This window comes from Streptomyces sp. Tu6071, assembly GCF_000213055.1.
GTDB lineage: Bacteria > Actinomycetota > Actinomycetes > Streptomycetales > Streptomycetaceae > Streptomyces > Streptomyces evansiae.
The window spans coordinates 1,878,641-1,901,637 of sequence record NZ_CM001165.1 but is presented as its reverse complement, the minus strand read 5'-3'; the positions used below and the strand labels follow the sequence as shown (position 1 = coordinate 1,901,637).

Annotated in this window: 7 protein-coding genes, 1 tRNA gene and 3 rRNA genes; 10 read left to right on the top strand and 1 reads right to left on the bottom strand. The window is 68.2% G+C overall.

The window, feature by feature from the left end:
* Nucleotides 1-112 precede the first annotated feature (112 nt).
* The 6 genes from STTU_RS07665 to STTU_RS07640 all read left to right on the top strand — a co-directional run bounded on the left by STTU_RS07665 (nucleotide 113) and on the right by STTU_RS07640 (nucleotide 8,451).
* Complete coding sequence (locus STTU_RS07665) at nucleotides 113-1,798, top strand: ribonuclease J (RefSeq protein WP_009068986.1); 1,686 nt, start codon at nucleotides 113-115, stop codon at nucleotides 1,796-1,798.
* A gap of 507 nt (nucleotides 1,799-2,305) precedes the next feature.
* A 16S ribosomal RNA gene (locus tag STTU_RS07660) occupies nucleotides 2,306-3,834 on the top strand.
* Between the two features lie 315 nt (nucleotides 3,835-4,149).
* A 23S ribosomal RNA gene (locus tag STTU_RS07655) occupies nucleotides 4,150-7,274 on the top strand.
* A 102-nt stretch (nucleotides 7,275-7,376) separates the two neighbouring features.
* Nucleotides 7,377-7,493 (top strand): 5S ribosomal RNA (rrf, locus tag STTU_RS07650).
* Together the 16S, 23S and 5S rRNA genes form the textbook arrangement of a ribosomal RNA operon.
* Nucleotides 7,494-7,605: 112 nt before the next feature.
* On the top strand, nucleotides 7,606-8,289 hold the full coding sequence (locus STTU_RS07645; RefSeq protein WP_007821452.1) for a DegT/DnrJ/EryC1/StrS family aminotransferase: 684 nt from the start codon (nucleotides 7,606-7,608) through the stop codon (nucleotides 8,287-8,289).
* An 89-nt stretch (nucleotides 8,290-8,378) separates the two neighbouring features.
* Nucleotides 8,379-8,451, top strand: a tRNA-Thr gene (locus STTU_RS07640).
* 67 nt (nucleotides 8,452-8,518) lie between these two features.
* Here the strand turns inward: STTU_RS07640 and STTU_RS07635 are convergent.
* Nucleotides 8,519-11,302, bottom strand: coding sequence for a SpoIIE family protein phosphatase (locus STTU_RS07635; RefSeq protein ID WP_007821451.1), 2,784 nt, complete (start codon nucleotides 11,300-11,302; stop codon nucleotides 8,519-8,521).
* Nucleotides 11,303-11,622: 320 nt separating this feature from the next.
* Between STTU_RS07635 and STTU_RS07630 the strand changes: the two genes are divergently transcribed.
* From STTU_RS07630 to STTU_RS07615, 4 genes are all read left to right on the top strand, one after another.
* Nucleotides 11,623-17,598: a HAMP domain-containing protein gene (locus tag STTU_RS07630; RefSeq protein WP_043257192.1), complete on the top strand. Its 5,976-nt coding sequence runs from the start codon at nucleotides 11,623-11,625 to the stop codon at nucleotides 17,596-17,598.
* Between the two features lie 361 nt (nucleotides 17,599-17,959).
* A complete protein-coding gene (locus tag STTU_RS07625; RefSeq protein ID WP_007821448.1) occupies nucleotides 17,960-18,670 on the top strand; it encodes a response regulator in 711 nt (236 codons plus the stop codon).
* Nucleotides 18,671-18,876: 206 nt separating this feature from the next.
* Nucleotides 18,877-21,783, top strand: a complete 2,907-nt coding sequence (locus tag STTU_RS07620) for a DNA translocase FtsK (RefSeq protein WP_007821447.1) — start codon at nucleotides 18,877-18,879, stop codon at nucleotides 21,781-21,783.
* 292 nt (nucleotides 21,784-22,075) lie between these two features.
* Nucleotides 22,076-22,909: a helix-turn-helix domain-containing protein gene (locus STTU_RS07615; protein WP_007821445.1), complete on the top strand. Its 834-nt coding sequence runs from the start codon at nucleotides 22,076-22,078 to the stop codon at nucleotides 22,907-22,909.
* Nucleotides 22,910-22,997: the final 88 nt, after the last annotated feature.

Genomic DNA, 22,997 nt, shown 5'->3' with positions numbered 1-22,997 from the left:
CGCGGAGGACTCCGCGCCCACCGGGCCCGGGTACGGCACTGTCCACACAACAGCACGAACGTCACACACGCCACGTGCCCCGCACGTGGCGTGTGTGGTTGAGGAGAGTCTTTTGAGTCATCCGCACCCTGAACTGGGCCCGCCCCCGAAGCTTGCCGAAGGCGGCCTGCGGGTCACCCCGCTCGGCGGCCTCGGCGAGATCGGCCGCAACATGACGGTCTTCGAATTCGGCGGGCGTCTGCTGATCGTCGACTGCGGAGTGCTCTTCCCGGAGGAGGAGCAGCCCGGAATCGACCTGATCCTGCCGGACTTCACATCGATCCGGAACCGGCTGAACGACATCGAGGGCATTGTCCTCACCCACGGTCACGAGGACCACATCGGCGCGGTGCCGTACCTGCTCCGCGAGAAGCCGGACATCCCGCTGATCGGCTCCAAGCTGACCCTCGCACTCATCGAGGCGAAGCTCCAGGAGCACCGCATCCGCCCGTACACCCTGGAGGTGCGCGAGGGGAACCGCGAGCGGGTCGGTCCCTTCGACTGCGAGTTCATCGCGGTCAACCACTCCATCCCGGACGCCCTCGCGGTCGCGATCCGCACCCCGGCGGGCATGGTCGTGCACACCGGTGACTTCAAGATGGACCAGCTTCCGCTGGACCACCGGCTCACCGACCTGACGACCTTCGCGCGCCTCGGCGAGGAGGGGATCGACCTCCTCCTCACCGACTCGACCAACGCCGAGGTTCCCGGCTTCACGCCGCACGAGCGGGACATCTCCAGCGTCCTGCGGCAGGTCTTCGGCGGAGCGCGCAAGCGGATCATCGTGGCGAGCTTCGCGAGCCACGTGCACCGCATCCAGCAGGTGCTGGACGCCGCGCACGCGTACGGCCGCCGGGTCGCTTTCGTCGGCCGCTCGATGGTCCGCAACATGGGCATCGCCCGCGACCTCGGGTACCTCAAGGTCCCGGCGGGACTCATCGTCGACGTCAAGGCGCTCGACGACCTGCCGGACGAGGAAGTGGTGCTCGTCTGCACCGGTTCCCAGGGCGAGCCGATGGCCGCGCTCTCGCGCATGGCCAACCGCGATCACCAGATCCGCATCGTCCAGGGCGACACGGTCGTCCTGGCCTCCTCGCTCATCCCGGGCAACGAGAACTCGGTGTACCGGGTGATCAACGGCCTGACGCGGTGGGGCGCGAACGTCGTGCACAAGGGCAATGCCAAGGTGCACGTTTCGGGCCACGCCTCGGCCGGCGAGCTGCTGTACTTCTACAACATCTGCAAGCCGAAGAACCTGATGCCGGTGCACGGCGAATGGCGCCACCTGCGGGCCAACGCCGAGCTGGGCGCCCTCACGGGTGTCCCGCATGACCACATCGTCATCGCCGAGGACGGCGTCGCCGTCGACCTGATCGACGGCCGCGCCCGCATCAGCGGCAAGGTCCAGGCCGGTTACGTGTACGTGGACGGCCTCTCGGTCGGCGACGTGACCGAGTCCTCGCTCAAGGACCGTCGCATCCTCGGCGAGGAAGGCATCATCTCGGTGTACCTCGTCGTGGACTCGACGACGGGCAAGATCACGGGCGGCCCGCACATCCAGGCGCGCGGTTCGGGCATCGAGGACTCCGCCTTCGCGGGTGTGATGCCCAAGATCGACGACGCCATCGGGCGCGCGGCCAGGGACGGCGTGCTGGAGGCGTACCAGCTCCAGCAGCTCATCCGCCGCACCGTCGGCAAGTGGGTCTCGGACAACTACCGGCGCCGGCCGATGATCCTCCCGGTCGTCGTGGAGGTCTGACCCCGCGTCAGCTCGTACGAGGGAGCGGGGCGCCCGGATTTGCATCCGGGCGCCCCGCTCCAGTACGTTTGGGGACACCGCCGCTTCGGAGCCCGGCACCACTGTGTGCCCGGAGGACCGGAGGGGGGCGGGAAATCCGGCTCAGAACTTCTGATAAAGTCGGAAACGCCGAAAGGGAAACGGAAAGGCCGAAAGGCCGGGCCGGGAACCGGAAAGCACCGAGGAAATCGGGTCCGCGAGGATCTGGTAGAGTCGGAAACACGAAATACCGAAGGGAAAACGCCCGGAGGAAAGCCCGAGAGGGTGAGTACGAAGGAAGCGTCCGTTCCTTGAGAACTCAACAGCGTGCCAAAAGTCAACGCCAGATATGTTGATACCCCGACCAACGGCTGTGATGGCCTGAGGTTGAGGTTCCTTTGAAATACACACAGCGAGGACGCTGTGAACCTGGGAGATTATTCCTCTCCCGGTTCCGCTCTCGTGGTGTCTCCCGATGACGGGAAAACATTCACGGAGAGTTTGATCCTGGCTCAGGACGAACGCTGGCGGCGTGCTTAACACATGCAAGTCGAACGATGAACCGCTTTCGGGCGGGGATTAGTGGCGAACGGGTGAGTAACACGTGGGCAATCTGCCCTGCACTCTGGGACAAGCCCTGGAAACGGGGTCTAATACCGGATACTCACTGCCTTGGGCATCCTTGGTGGTGGAAAGCTCCGGCGGTGCAGGATGAGCCCGCGGCCTATCAGCTAGTTGGTGAGGTAATGGCTCACCAAGGCGACGACGGGTAGCCGGCCTGAGAGGGCGACCGGCCACACTGGGACTGAGACACGGCCCAGACTCCTACGGGAGGCAGCAGTGGGGAATATTGCACAATGGGCGAAAGCCTGATGCAGCGACGCCGCGTGAGGGATGACGGCCTTCGGGTTGTAAACCTCTTTCAGCAGGGAAGAAGCGAGAGTGACGGTACCTGCAGAAGAAGCGCCGGCTAACTACGTGCCAGCAGCCGCGGTAATACGTAGGGCGCAAGCGTTGTCCGGAATTATTGGGCGTAAAGAGCTCGTAGGCGGCTTGTCACGTCGGTTGTGAAAGCCCGGGGCTTAACCCCGGGTCTGCAGTCGATACGGGCAGGCTAGAGTTCGGTAGGGGAGATCGGAATTCCTGGTGTAGCGGTGAAATGCGCAGATATCAGGAGGAACACCGGTGGCGAAGGCGGATCTCTGGGCCGATACTGACGCTGAGGAGCGAAAGCGTGGGGAGCGAACAGGATTAGATACCCTGGTAGTCCACGCCGTAAACGGTGGGCACTAGGTGTGGGCAACATTCCACGTTGTCCGTGCCGCAGCTAACGCATTAAGTGCCCCGCCTGGGGAGTACGGCCGCAAGGCTAAAACTCAAAGGAATTGACGGGGGCCCGCACAAGCAGCGGAGCATGTGGCTTAATTCGACGCAACGCGAAGAACCTTACCAAGGCTTGACATACACCGGAAACGGCCAGAGATGGTCGCCCCCTTGTGGTCGGTGTACAGGTGGTGCATGGCTGTCGTCAGCTCGTGTCGTGAGATGTTGGGTTAAGTCCCGCAACGAGCGCAACCCTTGTCCCGTGTTGCCAGCAAGCCCTTCGGGGTGTTGGGGACTCACGGGAGACCGCCGGGGTCAACTCGGAGGAAGGTGGGGACGACGTCAAGTCATCATGCCCCTTATGTCTTGGGCTGCACACGTGCTACAATGGCCGGTACAATGAGCTGCGATACCGCGAGGTGGAGCGAATCTCAAAAAGCCGGTCTCAGTTCGGATTGGGGTCTGCAACTCGACCCCATGAAGTCGGAGTTGCTAGTAATCGCAGATCAGCATTGCTGCGGTGAATACGTTCCCGGGCCTTGTACACACCGCCCGTCACGTCACGAAAGTCGGTAACACCCGAAGCCGGTGGCCCAACCCCTTGTGGGAGGGAGCTGTCGAAGGTGGGACCAGCGATTGGGACGAAGTCGTAACAAGGTAGCCGTACCGGAAGGTGCGGCTGGATCACCTCCTTTCTAAGGAGCACTTCTTACCGGAGCTCTTCGGAGTGATGGTCAAGGGGCCAGTACATCGGCGAATGTCCGGTGCTGGTTGCTCATGGGTGGAACGTTGACTATTCGGCACTCTCGGGATTCCGGGATCACTAGTACTGCTTCGGCGTGGAACGTGACTCTTCGGGGGCTGAGGGTGCCGGGCACGTTGTTGGGTGTCTGAGGGTACGGCCGTATGGCTAGCCTTCTTGCCGACCCCAGTGAACTTGAGGTTCCTGCCTCGGGGTGATGGGTGGTTGGTCGTTGTTTGAGAACTGCACAGTGGACGCGAGCATCTGTGGCCAAGTTTTTAAGGGCGCACGGTGGATGCCTTGGTACCAGGAACCGATGAAGGACGTGGGAGGCCGCGATAGGCCCCGGGGAGCTGTCAACCGAGCTTTGATCCGGGGGTGTCCGAATGGGGAAACCCGGCAGTCGTCATGGGCTGTCACCCGCTGCTGAATGTATAGGCAGTGTGGAGGGAACGCGGGGAAGTGAAACATCTCAGTACCCGCAGGAAGAGAAAACAACCGTGATTCCGGGAGTAGTGGCGAGCGAAACCGGATGAGGCCAAACCGTATGTGTGTGATACCCGGCAGGGGTTGCATGTACGGGGTTGTGGGATTGTTCTTTCATGGTCTGCCGGCCGTGAGGTGAGTCAGAAACCGTTGGTGTAGGCGAAGGACATGCGAAAGGTCCGGCGTAGAGGGTAAGACCCCCGTAGCTGAAACATTGACGGCTCACTTGAATTATTCCCAAGTAGCACGGGGCCCGAGAAATCCTGTGTGAATCTGGCGGGACCACCCGCTAAGCCTAAATATTCCCTGGTGACCGATAGCGGATAGTACCGTGAGGGAATGGTGAAAAGTACCGCGGGAGCGGAGTGAAATAGTACCTGAAACCGTGTGCCTACAAGCCGTGGGAGCGTCGCGCAAGGACTTGTCCTTGCGTCGTGACTGCGTGCCTTTTGAAGAATGAGCCTGCGAGTTTGCGGTGTGTTGCGAGGTTAACCCGTGTGGGGAAGCCGTAGCGAAAGCGAGTCCGAACAGGGCGCTGTAGTAGCACGCTCAAGACCCGAAGCGGAGTGATCTAGCCATGGGCAGGTTGAAGCGGCTGTAAGAGGTCGTGGAGGACCGAACCCACCAGGGTTGAAAACCTGGGGGATGACCTGTGGTTAGGGGTGAAAGGCCAATCAAACTCCGTGATAGCTGGTTCTCCCCGAAATGCATTTAGGTGCAGCGTCGTGTGTTTCTTGCCGGAGGTAGAGCACTGGATAGGCGATGGGCCTTACCGGGTTACTGACCTTAGCCAAACTCCGAATGCCGGTAAGTGAGAGCACGGCAGTGAGACTGTGGGGGATAAGCTCCATGGTCGAGAGGGAAACAGCCCAGAGCATCGACTAAGGCCCCTAAGCGTACGCTAAGTGGGAAAGGATGTGGAGTCGCAGAGACAACCAGGAGGTTGGCTTAGAAGCAGCCACCCTTGAAAGAGTGCGTAATAGCTCACTGGTCTAGTGATTCCGCGCCGACAATGTAGCGGGGCTCAAGCGTACCGCCGAAGTCGTGTCATTGCAGCGTGAACGTCCCCAACGGAGGCTGTGATGGGTAGGGGAGCGTCGTGTGCCGGGTGAAGCTGCCGCGTAAGCGAGTGGTGGACGGTTCACGAGTGAGAATGCAGGCATGAGTAGCGATTCACACGTGAGAAACGTGTGCGCCGATTGACTAAGGGTTCCTGGGTCAAGCTGATCTGCCCAGGGTAAGTCGGGACCTAAGGCGAGGCCGACAGGCGTAGTCGATGGATAACCGGTTGATATTCCGGTACCCGCTGTGAAGCGTCAAACATTGAATCCAGTGATGCTAAGCCCGTGAAGCCGCCCTGATCTCTTCGGAGTTGAGGGGAGTGGTGGAGCCGGTGACCCAGGCTGGTAGTAGGTGAGTGATGGGGTGACGCAGGAAGGTAGTCCATCCCGGGCGGTGGTTGTCCCGGGGTAAGGGTGTAGGACGTTGGGTAGGTAAATCCGCCTGGCACATAGTCTGAGACCTGATGCCGAGCCGATTGTGGTGAAGTGGATGATCCTATGCTGTCGAGAAAAGCCTCTAGCGAGTTTCATGGCGGCCCGTACCCTAAACCGACTCAGGTGGTCTGGTAGAGAATACCGAGGCGTTCGGGTGAACTATGGTTAAGGAACTCGGCAAAATGCCCCCGTAACTTCGGGAGAAGGGGGGCCACGCTTGGTGATCACTTTTGCAGTGTGAGCTGGGGGTGGCCGCAGAGACCAGCGAGAAGCGACTGTTTACTAAAAACACAGGTCCGTGCGAAGCCGTAAGGCGATGTATACGGACTGACGCCTGCCCGGTGCTGGAACGTTAAGGGGACCGGTTAGCTGACTTTCGGGTTGGCGAAGCTGAGAACTTAAGCGCCAGTAAACGGCGGTGGTAACTATAACCATCCTAAGGTAGCGAAATTCCTTGTCGGGTAAGTTCCGACCTGCACGAATGGCGTAACGACTTCTCGACTGTCTCAACCATAGGCCCGGTGAAATTGCATTACGAGTAAAGATGCTCGTTTCGCGCAGCAGGACGGAAAGACCCCGGGACCTTTACTACAGTTTGATATTGGTGTTCGGTTCGGCTTGTGTAGGATAGGTGGGAGACTGTGAAGCGGCCACGCCAGTGGTTGTGGAGTCGTTGTTGAAATACCACTCTGGTCGTGCTGGATGTCTAACCCGGGTCCGTGATCCGGATCGGGGACAGTGTCTGATGGGTAGTTTAACTGGGGCGGTTGCCTCCTAAAGAGTAACGGAGGCGCCCAAAGGTTCCCTCAGCCTGGTTGGTAATCAGGTGGTGAGTGTAAGTGCACAAGGGAGCTTGACTGTGAGACCGACGGGTCGAGCAGGGACGAAAGTCGGGACTAGTGATCCGGCGGTGGCTTGTGGAAGCGCCGTCGCTCAACGGATAAAAGGTACCCCGGGGATAACAGGCTGATCTTCCCCAAGAGTCCATATCGACGGGATGGTTTGGCACCTCGATGTCGGCTCGTCGCATCCTGGGGCTGGAGTCGGTCCCAAGGGTTGGGCTGTTCGCCCATTAAAGCGGTACGCGAGCTGGGTTTAGAACGTCGTGAGACAGTTCGGTCCCTATCCGCTGTGCGCGTAGGAATATTGAGAAGGGCTGTCCCTAGTACGAGAGGACCGGGACGGACGAACCTCTGGTGTGCCAGTTGTTCTGCCAAGGGCATGGCTGGTTGGCTACGTTCGGGAGGGATAACCGCTGAAAGCATCTAAGCGGGAAGCCTGCTTCGAGATGAGTATTCCCACCTCCTTGAGAGGGTAAGGCTCCCAGTAGACGACTGGGTTGATAGGCCGGATATGGAAGCCCTGTAAGGGGTGGAGTTGACCGGTACTAATAGGCCGAGGGCTTGTCCTCAGTTGCTCGCGTCCACTGTGTTGGTTCTGAAACCACGAACAACCACACTCATGCCCGGGATCTTGTATCTCTGTGGCGGGGTGGTTGACGGTTTTATAGTGTTTCGGTGGTCATAGCGCGTGGGAAACGCCCGGTTACATTCCGAACCCGGAAGCTAAGCTGCGTAGCGCCGATGGTACTGCAAGGGGGACCTTGTGGGAGAGTAGGACGCCGCCGAACAAATATTGAAAGGGTGCCCCCGAGTCTTCGGACTCGGGGGCACCCTTTTTTGCTTTCCCAGCGTTTCTCTCCACTTCGCGTCGTGTTCATGTCGGCGGGCAACCATCCAGGCATGGACACCGCGAGATTGCTGCGAGCCGCAGGTATCGGAAGCGGGGACGAGGTCGTCATATCCGCGTTCGACGGCCCCGGGATCGCCGAGGCCGTGCTCGGTCTGGGTGCGCGTCCCGTCTTCGCCGACATCGATCCGTACACGTACAACCTGGACGTCGCCCACGTGGCGAGTGTGGTGGGGCCGGGCACGGCGGCGGTGGTCGTCGGGCACCGGTTCGGGAGGCCGGCGCCGCTCGGGGCGGTCAGGAAGTTGGGCGAGCGGCACGGGCTGCTCGTACTGGAGCACCACGAGGCCGGAGCGGAGCGAGTCGTGCCGACGGCGCGGGCCGAAGGGGCGCGGTACCTCGACGCGCGCTTGCGCGGCGTCGTCCCGCCGCGCGGTGGGGTGGAGCACAAGTACCTGCGCTACGTGGCGCGCGTGCCGGGCAACGGCCGACCCGACCGGGACGCCTTCGTCCGCGCGGCCCGCGCGAAGGGCATCGACTGCCGCATCCCCGTACCGACACCGCTGCACCGGCTGCCGGGATTCCGGCGCGACGTCTGGCTGCCCGCCACCGAGGACGCCGTGGCCGAGACCCTCGCCCTGCCCCTCGGCGACGGCCTGCCCAAACGCGAACTCCAGCGTCTCGTCGCGGTCTGCAACGCACTCGGCGGGGTCGTGCGCTTGCCCGTGCGGAGCTGAGGAGCGGGCGGGAGACGTGGTGCGGGGCAGGGGCGGGATCGGGGTATGATTTCGTTCGTCGCCACGCGCTTGGAGCGCGTGCGGGACAGGCCCCAATAGCTCAGTCGGTAGAGCGTCTCCATGGTAAGGAGAAGGTCAACGGTTCGATTCCGTTTTGGGGCTCCGCGAAAGCAGCGAAGAACGGGAAAGGCCCCCGCCGTGAGGCGGGGGCCTTTCCCGTTCTTCGCGTTCAGTCCTTGTGAATCCCCGGCAGGCGCATCGTGAGGATCGCCATGTCGTCGGACGGGGCATCCGCGGCGAAATTCGCGACGGCGCGCATGACCCGTGCCGCGACCGCGCCCGCCGTCAGCCCCGTGCAGCCCTTGAGGACCTCCGCGAGGCCGTCGTCGCCGAGCATGCGGGTTCCCTCGCGGCGCTCCGTGATGCCGTCCGTGACGCACAGCAGGACATCGCCCGGGTCGAGGGTGACCGACTCCTCGTACAGCTCCAGGTCGTCCATCACGCCGAGCAGCGGCTGCGGCTCCGCGGCCGGGCTCACAGTGCCGTCCTGGTGCAGACGCAGCGGCAGCGGGTGTCCCGCGCACACCACCTTGAGCAGGGCGCTCCCGTCCTCGCGCGGGTGCAGCTCGCCGTAGAGCAACGTGAGGAAGCGGCTGCGGGCGCCCTCGTCGAGGATCGCCGCGTTGAGGCGCTCCAGGACCGCGGGGCCCGGCAGGTTCTCGCGGGCCAGGAGGCGCAGCGCGTGGCGGGCGAGGCCCGTGACGGCGGCGGCCTCCGGGCCCGTACCGCACACGTCGCCGATCGCGAAGCCGTAGACGCCCTCACGGATCGGGAAGAGGTCGTAGAAGTCGCCGCCGACCTCGTTGCCCTCGCCCGCCGCGCGGTAGATGACCTCCACCTCGACGTTCGGGACAGGGGGAAGCGGCTCCGGCGGGAGCAGGGAGCGCTGGAGCGACTGGCTGATCGCGTTGCGCTCCGAGTACAGGCGCGCGTTGTCGAGGGCGAGCGCGGCACGGCGCGAGAGGTCCTCGGCGAGTTCGAGGATCTCCTGCCGGAAGTGCTCGTCGGCCGGCTTGCCGAGCGTCAGCATGCCGATGACGCGGTTGCGCGCGACGAGTGGCAGCACGACCGTCTCGCCGCCCACCGCCGCGGCCGTCGCGAGGGTGTCACCGATGCCCGAGCCGACGAGGGTCAGTTCGCCCGGGTCGAGGCTGCGCATCGAGTCGCGCAGCGCCGCCTGGTGCGCGGCCTCGGCGGGCTCCGTCCATACGCGCGGGCCCGGCGTCGTCACCGGCTCCGGCGGCGCCACGCGCGTCAGGAGCGCCTTGAGGCCGTCGATGCGGTCCTCGTCCTCGTGCAGCACGTACGAGAGATACGGCTCCGAGGCCGGGTCGGCGATCGTGTAGACCGCGCACCACGTCGCGACGTTCGGCACCGTCATCTGCGCCATGAGCGCGAGCGTCTGGTCCCTGTCGAGCGTGCCCGCGAGCAGGTCGGACGCCTCGACGAGGAAGGAGAGCGAGCCGCGGCGCAGCTTCTCCAGCTCGCCGAGGCGCGCGGACTCGACGGCGAGCGCGATGCGGTCGGCGGCGAACTGGAGGCGCAGCGCCTCCTCGTTGGTGAACCGCTCGGGGGCCTCCGCCGCGACGCCGAGCGACCCGGTGAGGCGGCCCTCGACCTTGAGCGGCACCGTCACCACGGAGCGCATCCCCGTGCCGTCGAGGAGCGGCACCGCACCCGGCACGTCCTTGAGGTCCTCGTGCACGGCGGGCATGCGCGCGGAGCCGTAGCGCCCGACGCCCGCCTCGACCTGGACGCGGGCGAAGCGCTGGCGCGCGGAGGGGAGGCCCGTGGAGGCGCGTACCTCCAGCTCCGTCTCGTCGTCCGTGGCGAGCAGGAGGAAGGCGGCGTCGCCTTCGAGCATGTCCCGCGCGCGTTCCACGGTGCGCTGGAGGAGACCGTCGAGGTCCTCGGGCGGCGGGGTGCCGATGAACGTCTCGAAGGCGTCGGGCGCCGTCGCCTGGCCGCGGCCCGCGCCGTCCTTGCGACTGGGGCGCAGCGGGGCCTGGAGAACGGCGCGCTCCTCGTCGTGGACGAGGAGGCAGACCGTGGACGGGGCGCCGTCGGCGTCGCGGACGCGCAGGTGCGAGGCGTAGACGGGGACGACGCGGCCCGAGGCCGCGCGGAGCCCGTAGCTGCCCTCCCAGCGCGACAGGCGCAGGGCCTCGGCGACGCCCGTACCGGTGCCCGGGGTGTGCGGCCAGGCGGCGAGGTCGGTGAGCGGCTTGCCGACGACCTGCGCGGCGGCATAGCCGAACATCTCCTCCGCGTCCTCGTTCCACGCCGCGATCGTCTCCTCGGCGTCGAGCTGGACGACGGCGACGTGGACGTGGCCCGCGGCGAGCGGGAGCAGTTCGTCGGGCAGGAGAGGCCCTGCGCTGCGGGTGCCGACCGGGCGCGCGGGCAGGTCGAGGCGGAACCAGACCGTCTTGTGGGTCGAGGAGTACTCGACGCCCCAGCGGGCCGCGAGCGCCGCGCAGAGCTGGAGGCCGCGCCCGCCCTCGCGCTCGGGGTCGGTGAGGAGGTGCGGGGCGGCGCGCAGCGGGACCTCGCGGTCCGGGTAGCGGTCGGCGACCTCGACGCGTACCCCGTCCTCCTCGCGCAGGCACAGCACCTCGGCGCTCGTGCCCGCGTGCACGACGGCGTTGGTGACCAGCTCGCTGGTGAGGACCGTCGCGTCGTCGACGAGGTCGGTGAAGCCCCAGCCCTGGAGGGTGTCGCGGACGAAGGCGCGGGCCGTCGCGACGGAGCGTCCCTCGGGGGCGAAGGTGGCGGACGCCCGAGCGGTCACAGCACTCCCTGTCACGAAGTCGGCGTTCTCTGTGGTGGCGCGGGGCTCCGCGACGCGGGGGGCCGCGGCTTCCGCCCGGTCCTCGTCCGTCCGCCGCGCGGGGGCGTCGTCCGCCCCGGGGCGAGAGTCCGGGGTGTCTTCCCCGGCGTAACCCAGTCCCATCCTCGGCCGCCCCTTTGTTGCCGTGGTGCCGCGCGGATGCCGTTGTGCCGCGCGGCAGGTTCGTGCCACCGTGCCCTCCCTGGACCGGTCGACCGGCGGGAGGGACAGTTCAGGCCCAGGTTACTTACCATCCGGGGCCCGGTGGATGCCGGTTCGCTGTGTTTCCGCCCCGAAGAGTGTCGCCGGGGCCCGAAGCTGCCGAACTGTTATGGCCTGCGGGGGGCGGGGTGAAACACTTGGGGGAGCCTTACGGAATGGACGGGCCCGCCGCCGCGCGGTCCGGCACGAGCACGAGGTCGAAGCCCACGGGAGGGACCACGGTGGAGTCTGGCGCAGCGACGCGACGTACCCGTACGCGCGCGGAGAGCGGACAGCAGTCGTCCCGGAGCGAGCCCTCCCGGAGCGGCCGGACGGGCGGGAGGGCCAGGAACGGGGGGACGACCGAGGTCGACACGACCTCGCTCAACCGGCTCCTCGGGGCTCTGGAGGCGATGCGGGACGGTAACTTCCGCAAGCGGCTCACGGTCTCGGGCGACGGGATCATGGCCGAGATCGCGGCCGTCTTCAACGAGGTCGCGGACCGTAACCTGCATCTCACGGGTGAGCTGTCGCGCGTGCGGCGCGTGGTCGGGCGTGAGGGAAAACTCACGGAGCGCCTGGAGACCGGCGTGCTCGAAGGGGCCTGGGCGACGGCCGTGACGGCGTCCAACGCGCTCGTCGACGAGCTGGCGCGGCCCGTCTCCGAGGTCGGCCGGGTGCTCTCCGCGGTCGCGGACGGCGATCTCGAACAGCGCATGGAGCTGCGCGGGCAGACGCCCGAGGGGACCTGGCACCCGCTGCGCGGCGAGTTCCTGAAGGTGGGCCGCACCGTCAACAACCTCGTCGACATGCTCTCGATCTTCACCGACGAGGTGACGAGGGTCGCGAGCGAGGTCGGCACCGAGGGCAAGCTCGGCGGGCAGGCGAAGGTACGGGGCATGTCGGGGTCCTGGAAGGACCTCACCGACTCCGTCAACACGATGGCGTACCGCCTCACCGCCCAGGTCCGCGACATCGCGACGGTGACGACGGCGGTCGCCGCGGGCGATCTCTCGCGCAAGGTGACGGTGCACGTCGAAGGCGAGATGCTGGAGCTGAAGAACACCGTCAACACGATGGTCGACCAGCTCTCGGGCTTCTCGCAGGAGGTCACCCGCGTCGCGCGCGAGGTGGGCACCGAGGGCGAACTCGGCGGGCAGGCGCGGGTCCCCGGTGTGGCCGGGGTGTGGAAGGACCTCACCGACTCGGTGAACCTCATGGCGGGGAACCTGACCGCCCAGGTGCGCGGCATCGCCGACGTCACGACGGCCGTGGCCAACGGGGACCTGTCGCGCAAGGTCGAGGTGAGCGCGCGCGGCGAGATCGCGCAACTCGCGCAGACGATCAACCAGATGACGCAGACGCTGCGTACCTTCGCCGACGAGGTGACGCGGGTGGCGCGCGAGGTCGGCTTCGACGGGCAGCTCGGCGGCCAGGCGAACGTGCCGGGAGCGGCGGGCACGTGGAAGGACCTCACGGACTCGGTCAACACCGTCTTCCGCAACCTGACGACGCAGGTGCGCGACATCGCGACGGTCACGACGGCGGTCGCGAGCGGTGACCTCTCCCAGAAGGTCACGGTCGCGGTGGCCGGCGAGATGCTGGAGCTCAAGAACACGGTCAACACCATGGTCGACCAGCTCCAGTCCTTCGGCTCCGAGGTGACCCGCGTGGCCCGCGAGGTCGGTGTCGAGGGGCAGTTGGGCGGTCAGGCGAACGTGCCGGGCGCCGCGGGGACGTGGAAGGACCTGACCGACTCCGTCAACACGGCCTTCCGCAACCTCACCGGTCAGGTGCGCAACATCGCGCAGGTGACGACGGCGGTGGCCAGCGGCGATCTCTCGCAGAAGGTCACGGTGGACGTCTCGGGCGAGATGCTCGCCCTCAAGAACACCGTGAACACGATGGTCGACCAACTGTCGTCGTTCGCCGAGCAGGTCACCAGGATGGCGCGCGACGTGGGCACCGAGGGCCGCCTCGGCGGTCAGGCGCGGGTCGACGGTGTGCTCGGTACGTGGCGGGAGCTGACCGATTCCGTCAACTCGATGGCGTCCAACCTGACCTCGCAGGTGCGGCAGATCGCGGATGTGACGACGGCCGTCGCGCGCGGTGACCTCTCGCAGAAGATCGACGTGGACGCGCGCGGCGAGATCCTGGAGCTGAAGAACACCATCAACACGATGGTGGACCAGCTCTCCGCCTTCGCCGAGCAGGTGACCCGCGTCGCGCTCGAAGTGGGTACGGAGGGGCAGCTCGGCGGTCAGGCGCAGGTGCCGGGCGTCGCCGGGGTCTGGCGGGAGCTGACCGACTCGGTGAACGGGATGGCCGGGAACCTGACCGACCAGGTGCGCAACATCGCGCAGGTCGCGACGGCCGTCGCGCGCGGTGATCTCTCGCAGAAGATCACGGTCGACGCGCGGGGCGAGATCCTGGAGCTCAAGAACACGCTCAACACGATGGTGGACCAGCTCTCGAACTTCGCGGAGCAGGTCACCCTCGTCGCCCAGGAGGTCGGCACCGAGGGCCGCCTCGGGGGGCAGGCGGAGGTGCAGGGCGTCTCGGGCACGTGGAAGGACCTCACGCAGTCCGTCAACGGCATGGCCAACAACCTGACGCTCCAGGTGCGCAACATCGCCGAGGTGACGACGGCGGTGGCGCGCGGCGACCTGTCGAAGAAGATCACCGTCGACGCGAAGGGCGAGATCCTCGAACTCGTCACGACCGTCAACACCATGGTCGACCAGCTCTCCGCCTTCGCGGACGAGGTGACGCGCGTGGCCCGCGACGTGGGCACCGAGGGGAACCTCGGCGGCCAGGCGCGCGTGCCCGGCGTGACGGGCATCTGGAAGGACCTGAGCGACAACGTCAACATCATGGCGAACAACCTCACTTCGCAGGTGCGCGGCATCTCGCAGGTCGCGACGGCGGTCGCCAACGGGGACCTGACCAAGAAGGTCACCGTCGAGGCGCGCGGCGAGGTCGCCCAGCTCGCCGACACCGTCAACATCATGGTCACGACGCTCTCCGCCTTCGCCGAGCAGGTGACACGGGTCGCCCGTGAGGTGGGCACGGACGGCATCCTGGGCGGGCAGGCGCGCGTGCCGGGGGTCTCGGGGACGTGGAAGGACCTCACCGAGTCGGTGAACTCGATGGCGTCCAACCTGACGGGGCAGGTCCGCAACATCGCGATGGTCACGACGGCCATCGCCAAGGGCGACCTGACGAAGAAGATCGACATCGACGCGCGCGGCGAGATCCTGGAGCTGAAGACGACCATCAACACGATGGTCGACCAGCTCTCCAGCTTCGCCGAGCAGGTCACGCGCGTCGCCCGCGAGGTGGGCACCGAGGGCATCCTCGGCGGCCAGGCGCAGGTCCGCGACGTGGACGGTACGTGGCGCGAGCTGACCGACTCCGTCAACGAGATGGCCTTCAACCTCACCGACCAGGTGCGGGGCATGGCCTCCGTCGCGACGGCGGTGACCCGCGGCGACCTCAACGTCTCGGCCAAGACGCAGGCGTCCGGCGAGATTCTGCGCCTCCAGGACACGATCAACACGATGATCGGCAACCTGCGGGACACGACGCTCGCCAACGAGGAGCAGAGCTGGCTCAAGGGCAACCTGGCGCGTATCTCCGGGCTGCTCCAGGGCCGCCGCGACCTCGTGGACGTCGCGCAGCTCATCATGAGCGAGCTGACGCCGGTCGTGACCGCGCAGCACGGCGCGTTCTTCCTCGCGGAGCCGCTGGAGGAGGGCGCGGAGGTCACGGACGTCGACGACGAGGCGTACCAGCTGCGGCTGATCGGCTCGTACAACTACGCGGCCGGCATGATGCCGACGACCTTCCGGCCCGGCGAGACCCTCGTGGGCACGGCGGCGCGCGAGAAGCGGGTCCTGACCGTGAACAAGGTGCCGGTCGACTACATCAAGATCGCCTCGGGGCTGGGGCAGGCGACGCCCGCGCAGGTCGTGGTGCTGCCGCTGCTCTTCGAGGGCAAGGTGCTCGGTGTCATCGAACTCGCGACGTTCAGCCAGTTCACGCAGATCCAGCGGGACTTCCTCGCGCAGATCGCCGAGATGATCGCGACGAGCGTCAACACGATCAGCGTCAACTCCAAGACGGCGGTGCTCCTCACCCAGTCCCAGGAGCTGACGGCGCAGCTCAAGGACCGCTCGGACGAACTGGAGCAGCGGCAGAAGGCGCTCCAGGAGTCCAACGCGGAGCTGGAGGAGAAGGCCGCGCTCCTCGTGCGGCAGAACAGCGACATCGAGGTCAAGAACGGCGAGATCGAGAACGCGCGGCAGGTCCTGGAGGAGCGCGCCGAGCAGCTCGCGGTCTCGATGCGCTACAAGTCCGAGTTCCTCGCGAACATGTCGCACGAGTTGCGCACCCCGCTCAACTCGCTGCTGATCCTCGCGAAGCTGCTCGCGGACAACGCGGAACGCAATCTGTCGCACAAGCAGGTCGAGTTCGCCGAGACGATCTACGGGGCCGGTTCGGACCTGCTCCAGCTCATCAACGACATCCTCGACCTGTCCAAGGTCGAGGCGGGCAAGATGGAGGTCTCGCCGACCAGGATCGCGCTCGTCCAGCTCGTCGACTACGTCGAGGCGACGTTCCGGCCGATGACGGTCGAGAAGAACCTCGACTTCTCGGTGCGGGTCTCGCCGGAGCTTCCGGCGACGCTGCACACCGACGAGCAGCGCCTCCTCCAGGTGCTGCGCAACCTGCTGTCGAACGCGGTGAAGTTCACGGGCAGCGGGGCGGTCGAGCTGATCATCCGCCCGGCGGGTGCCGATGTGCCGGACGCGATCAGGGAGCAGCTCCTCGAAGCCGGTTCGCTCACCGAGCCGGACGGGAAGATGATCGCCTTCTCGGTCACGGACACCGGGATCGGTATCGCCGAGGGCAAGATGCGCGTCATCTTCGAGGCGTTCAAGCAGGCGGACGGCACGACGAGCCGCAAGTACGGCGGTACGGGCCTCGGGCTCTCGATCAGCCGGGAGATCGCGCGCCTGCTCGGCGGTGAGATCGACGCGCAGAGCCAGCCGGGCCGCGGCTCGACGTTCACGCTCTACCTGCCGCTCCACCCCGGCGACGTCCCGGCGCAGGGCGGCATGACGGACCTCGCGCCCGCCGTCGAGACGGGCGACCGCTTCGTGCCGGGCGAGCGCCCGATGACGCCGACGCTCACGGGCGGCGCGCTCACCCCGGTCGGCGACAACCGCAACGGCCCCGCCGAGAAGTTCCGCCGCCGCCGCAAGGCGATGCAGGCGGAGGAGCTGCGGCGCAAGCGGGAGGAGAAGCGGGCGCGCGGGGAGACGGAGGACGGCGCGCACGGCGCGGAGTCCGCTGCGGCCTCCGACGGTCCCGGGACGGATACCGGTGCCGGGACGGGCACGGCTCCCGCGACGGGTACGGCTTCCGGCGCGGCCGGGGATGCGGGTGCCGTCGCCCCGGCGGCCGGTGCGGACGACGCGGCGACGGAGGACGTCGTCGGGGCGGACGCGCGGGGCGCGGCGGAGGACCTGGGCGCGACGGAGGACGGCGGTGCGGCCGGGGACGGCGGTGCGGCCGGGGATGGCGGCGCGGCCGGCTCCGGTGACTCCGCGGGCTCCGGTACGGGGGACGGGCGGGCCGAGAGCGCCGCTTCGGCCGAGGACGGCGCGGATGGCGGGGCTCCGGTCCGCGACGACGCGGCCGACGGCACCGCGGCCCACCCCGACGACAGGACCTGGGACGAGGACGACGACGGCGGGACGGACGGCCGGGAGGACGAGGCCGAGCTGCCCGAGCTGGCGCCCGGCGAGCTGCCGCCGCAGCGCAACACGTACACCTTCCACGACGAGAAGGTCCTCATCGTGGACGACGACGTGCGCAACGTCTTCGCGCTCACCAGCATGCTGGAGGAGAACGGGCTCTCCGTGCTCTACGCCGAGAACGGGCGCGAGGGCATCGAGGTGCTCGAACAGCACGACGAGGTCCGGGTGGTCCTGATGGACATCATGATGCCGGAGATGGACGGGTACGCCACGACGACCGCGATCCGGCGGATGCCGCAGTTCGCCGGGCTGCCGATCGTCGCCCTCACGGCGAAGGCGATGAAGGGCGACCGGGAGAAGGCCATCGATTCGGGCGCGTCCGACTATGTCACCAAGCCGGTCGATCCCGACCGTTTGCTGACGGCCCTGGAGAAGTGGCTGCGCACGAAGTGAGCGGCCTGGCGATGCGCCGGTGGGTGTGCTGCCGTGCGCCCCGCCGTGCCCCCGGTCGTGCGCCGGGGAGCGGCGGGTCCCGGGGCCGGGACCGGTGACGTGCGCCGCCGGGTCCCTGGCCTCGGCGAAGCGGGGCCGGGCGGCGGCGCACGGGAGGGGCCCGCGGCAGGTGTGGCCGGGCCGATAACGGGAACTTTCCCGTGGGCCCGGCCGTTCCCACCTCGTACAGCGTGACTTGGCGGTGACTGGGTGTGGCGACAAGTGGGGTGCGGCTACGATGACCGGCACAGGAACGGACGGCGCGACAGAGCCGTCCACCGGGGCGGAGCCCCGCGGATTGCCGGGGCGAGGAGGGCGGGCCATGGTCCAGAAGGCCAAGATTCTCCTGGTCGATGACCGGCCGGAGAATCTGCTCGCGCTGGAGGCCATCCTCTCCGCGCTCGATCAGACTTTGGTCCGGGCGTCGTCGGGAGAGGAAGCGCTCAAAGCGCTGCTGACGGATGACTTCGCGGTCATCCTCCTTGACGTGCAGATGCCCGGGATGGACGGGTTCGAGACCGCCGCGCACATCAAGCGCCGTGAGCGCACGAGAGACATCCCGATCATCTTCCTCACGGCCATCAACCACGGCCCCCACCACACCTTCCGGGGGTACGCGGCGGGCGCGGTCGACTACATCTCCAAGCCCTTCGACCCGTGGGTGCTGCGCGCGAAGGTCTCGGTCTTCGTCGACCTCTACAAGAAGAACTGCAAGCTCAAGGACCAGGCCGCGCTCCTCCGCCTCCAGCTCGAAGGCGAGAGCGAGGGGGCGGGCGCCGAGGGCACCGGTGGCGGGACACGCCGCAACGGCAAGGCCAACGGCGGGGTCGTCGCCGAGCTGTCCTCACGTCTCGCTGCGGTCGAGGAACAGGCCGAGGCGCTCTCCAAACAGCTCGACGACGCCGCCGACGCGGCTGCCGTCGCCACCGCCGCGCACCTGGAGCGCAAGCTCACCGGACTGCGCCGCGCCCTCGACGCGCTGGAACCGGGCTCGGGCGGCTCCGGCACGCCGAGCCTGCCGGCGCAGGGCTGACCGCAGGGCTGATACGAGGGGATAGGGGGCGGGGCGCGCGGTCCGGGTCTCCCGGCTCGCGCGGGCGACGCCTTCCGCTCCCGTATCGCCCTTTGGGCCGCCCCGCATGAGGTCGCGTCAACCTGGCGTTCATCCAAGGTGCGACACGAACGGGTGAAGCCGTAGTCACAGGTGTCCTCAGTGGTCGTGCCCGGTAACCTCAGCACATGGCTTCTCGTTCCTCCGGCAAGGGCTCTCCGAGCGCGGCGGGTCCCGCGCGACCGCGTGCCGGTGGAGGGGGCGGGGCGAAAGGTCCCGCGAAGAAGTCCGCCGCCGCGCCGCCCGCGAAGAGGGCGCCCGCGAAGAAGGGCGCCGCCAAGGCCCCGGCGAAGAAGGCCGCGGTCAAGAAGGCGCCCGTCAGACCGGCCCCCAGTCCCACCCACGGCGTCTACCGGCTCGTCAGGGCCGTGTGGCTGGGCCTCGCGCACGGCATCGGGGCGATGCTGCGCGGCATAGGGCGCGGCGCCAAGGGCCTCGATCCCGCGCACCGCAAGGACGGACTCGCGCTGCTCCTCCTGGGCCTCGCCCTCGTCGTCGCGGCGGGCACCTGGTCGCGTCTCGACGGCCCCGTGGGCGAACTCGTCGAACTCCTCGTCACCGGCGCCTTCGGCCGCCTCGACCTGCTCGTGCCGATACTGCTCGGCGTCGTCGCGGTGCGCCTCATCCGCCATCCCGAGCAGCCCGAGGCGAACGGACGCATCGTCATCGGCCTCTCGGCGCTCGTCGTCGGCGTCCTCGGGCAGGTGCACATCGCCTGCGGCGCGCCGAGCAGGGACGCCGGTATCGAGGCGCTCCAGGACGCGGGCGGGCTCATCGGCTGGGCCGCCGCGAGCCCGCTCATCTTCACGATGAGCGAGGTCCTCGCCGTACCGCTGCTGCTCCTGCTCACCGTCTTCGGGCTGCTCGTCGTGACCGCGACGCCCGTCAACGCGATCCCGCAGCGGCTGCGGCGGCTCGGGGTGCGGCTCGGGGTCTTCAGCGAGGAGGCCGGGGCCGACGAGGAGTTCGCGGGGCACGGCGCGCGGGAGGACGACGCGGACGAGCTCGCGCAGGCGAGGCGGCGGCGGACGGCGACGCGACGTCGCGGGCCCGCTCCGTACGACGTCGACGCGGAGGAGGCCGCACTGGAGCGGCGCCGCGCGAGCGGCAGCGGAGTCTTCGAGGACCGCGACCTCGACCCGGTGGACGTCGCGGCGCGCGCGGCTGCCGCGCTCGACGGCGCGGTGCTGCACGGCCTGCCGCCCTCCTCGCTCGTCGCCGACCTGACCCACGGCGTGGGGACGGGACGGCGCGAGGGCGAGTCGACGACGCCCGTACCGACGCCGCGCGAGAAGGCGGGCACGCCGCGCGAGGACGCGGCGTCGCGGGACGGCGCGCGCGACGGTGCCTCCGGCGCCGCCGCGTCGCGCGACGCGGGCGCGACGCGGCGCGGCGGACGCGACGTCACGGGCGAGGCGGCGTCCGGCGGCGTACCCGACCTGACGAAGAAGGCGCCCGAGGAGCCGCGCGACCTCCCGCCGCGCGCCGAGCAGCTCCAGCTCTCCGGCGACGTCACCTACGCGCTGCCGAGCCTCGACCTCCTGGAGCGCGGCGGTCCGGGCAAGGCGCGCAGCGCCGCCAACGACGCGGTCGTCGCCTCGCTCACCAACGTCTTCAGCGAGTTCAAGGTCGACGCGCGCGTCACCGGATTCACGCGCGGCCCGACGGTGACGCGGTACGAGGTCGCGCTCGGCCCCGCGGTCAAGGTCGAGCGCATCACGGCGCTCACGAAGAACATCGCGTACGCCGTCGCGAGCCCCGACGTGCGCATCATCAGCCCCATCCCCGGCAAGTCCGCCGTCGGCATCGAGATCCCGAACACCGACCGCGAGATGGTCAACCTGGGCGACGTGCTGCGCCTCGCGGACGCCGCCGAGGACGACGACCCGATGCTCGTCGCCTTCGGCAAGGACGTCGAGGGCGGCTACGTCATGCACAGCCTCGCGAAGATGCCGCACGTCCTCGTCGCGGGCGCGACGGGCTCCGGCAAGTCCTCCTGCATCAACTGCCTCATCACCTCGGTCATGATGCGCGCGACGCCGGAGGACGTCCGGCTCGTGCTCGTCGACCCCAAGCGCGTCGAGCTGACCGCGTACGAGGGCATCCCGCACCTCATCACGCCGATCATCACCAACCCGAAGAAGGCCGCCGAGGCGCTCCAGTGGGTCGTGCGCGAGATGGACCTGCGCTACGACGACCTCGCGGCCTTCGGGTACCGGCACATCGACGACTTCAACGCGGCGATCCGCGAGGGCAAGCTCACGACGCCCGAGGGCAGCGAGCGCGAGCTGCAGCCCTATCCCTACCTGCTCGTGATCGTCGACGAGCTCGCGGACCTCATGATGGTCGCGCCGCGCGACGTCGAGGACGCGATCGTGCGGATCACCCAGCTCGCGCGCGCCGCCGGCATCCACCTCGTCCTCGCGACGCAGCGGCCCTCCGTCGACGTCGTCACCGGGCTCATCAAGGCGAACGTGCCCTCGCGGCTCGCCTTCGCGACGTCCTCGCTCGCCGACAGCCGCGTCATCCTCGACCAGCCCGGCGCGGAGAAGCTCATCGGCAAGGGGGACGGGCTCTTCCTGCCGATGGGCGACAACAAGGCGACGCGCATACAGGGCGCCTTCGTCACCGAGGCGGAGATCGCCGCCGTCGTGCGCCACTGCAAGGAGCAGATGGCGCCGGTCTTCCGCGACGACGTCGTGGTCGGCTCGCAGCAGAAGAAGGAGATCGACGAGGAGATCGGCGACGACCTCGACCTGCTGCTCCAGGCGACCGAACTCGTCGTCTCGACCCAGTTCGGCTCCACCTCGATGCTCCAGCGCAAGCTGCGCGTCGGCTTCGCGAAGGCGGGGCGCCTGATGGACCTCATGGAGACGCGCAACATCGTCGGGCCGAGCGAGGGCTCGAAGGCGCGCGACGTCCTCGTCAAGCCGGACGAGCTGGACGGGGTCATCGACGAGATCCGGGGCGGCGGGGGAGCGGGGAGCGGTGGTGCCTCCGGGGCCTCGGGTGCCGGGGACGGCGCCGAGAGCTGAGGAGGGTGCGCAACCCTTTCGGCGGGTCGCGCGTCAACTGGGGCGGAAGCGATCCGGTGAACCGGCGCCGCCTCGTGGCCCAAGGCCCTTCATCCGTTCAGGTGCGGTGGGGGCGAGGGCGGGGGACGCGCGTGCGGAGTGCGGGATGTGTGGAGATTCCGGGGCCGGGGGCGCCCCAGGATTTCCGGGCATTCCGATGGCGTAAAACCCCGTCCGCCGGGTTGCCCGAGGCTTTTACAGCCCCCCTAGACTGAACCTCCAGCAGGTGGCTGCACGCTCGAAAGGCGCTCTCGTGTCCATCGGCAACTCCCCAGCAGAAGAACGCCCTTCCGACGACGGTCCGTCCCTCGGCGAGACGCTGCGGCGGGCCCGCGCGAAGGCCGGGCTCCGGGTCGAGGACCTCAGCGCCTCGACGCGTATCCGCGTCCCTCTCGTCCAGGCCATCGAGAACGACGATTTCTCGCAGTGCGGCGGCACCGTCTACGCCCGGGGACACCTGCGCGCCCTCGCGCGCGCCGTGGGCCTCGACCCCGAGCCCCTGCTCGCGCGCTACGACGCCGAGCACGACGGCGCCCCGCTGCCCACGCCCGCCGCGCCGCTCTTCGAGGCCGAGCGCATCCGGCCCGACCGCCGCCGCCCCAACTGGACCGCCGCCATGGTCGCGGCGATCGTCGCGGTCGTCGCCTTCGTGGGCTTCACCGTCGTCAGCGGCGGCGACGAGCCCGCGGGGACGAAGCGCCACGCCGCCGAGGGCGCCCCGGCGGGTGACAGCGCGAGCCCCTCGCCGAGCGCGTCGCAGAGCGGGAGCCCGTCCCCGGCGAGTCCCGCGAACCCCGCGGAGAGCGCGGTGGCCGCCGTGCCCGCGGACAAGGTGACGGTGAAGCTGAGCGTGCCCGAGCGCCGCTCCTGGGTCTCGGTCAAGGACCACACCGGGCGCAGCCTGTTCGACGGGGTCCTGGAGCAGGGCCAGCACAAGACGTTCACGGACGCCGAGCAGGTCGACCTCGTCCTCGGCGACGCGGGCGCGGTCCGGGTCTCGGTGAACGGCAAGCCCATCGCGGACAAGTTCCGCCCCGGCCAGGTCCAGCGGCTCTCGTACACGAAGGGCAACCCCTCGGAGGGCTGAGCGGCGCACGGGGCGGCGGGTACGGGCCGGGGGCGTCCGCCGCGTACCGCGCACCGCCCCCGGCGCCGGGCCCCGCCGCCTCGGCCCG

Coding starts and splice junctions, on each gene's coding strand:
- STTU_RS07645 (WP_007821452.1), top strand. CDS start 7,606: ATGGACACCGCGAGATTGCTGCGAGCCGCAGGTATCGGAAGCGGGGAC.
- STTU_RS07635 (WP_007821451.1), bottom strand. CDS start 11,302: ATGGGACTGGGTTACGCCGGGGAAGACACCCCGGACTCTCGCCCCGGG.
- STTU_RS07625 (WP_007821448.1), top strand. CDS start 17,960: ATGGTCCAGAAGGCCAAGATTCTCCTGGTCGATGACCGGCCGGAGAAT.
- STTU_RS07620 (WP_007821447.1), top strand. CDS start 18,877: ATGGCTTCTCGTTCCTCCGGCAAGGGCTCTCCGAGCGCGGCGGGTCCC.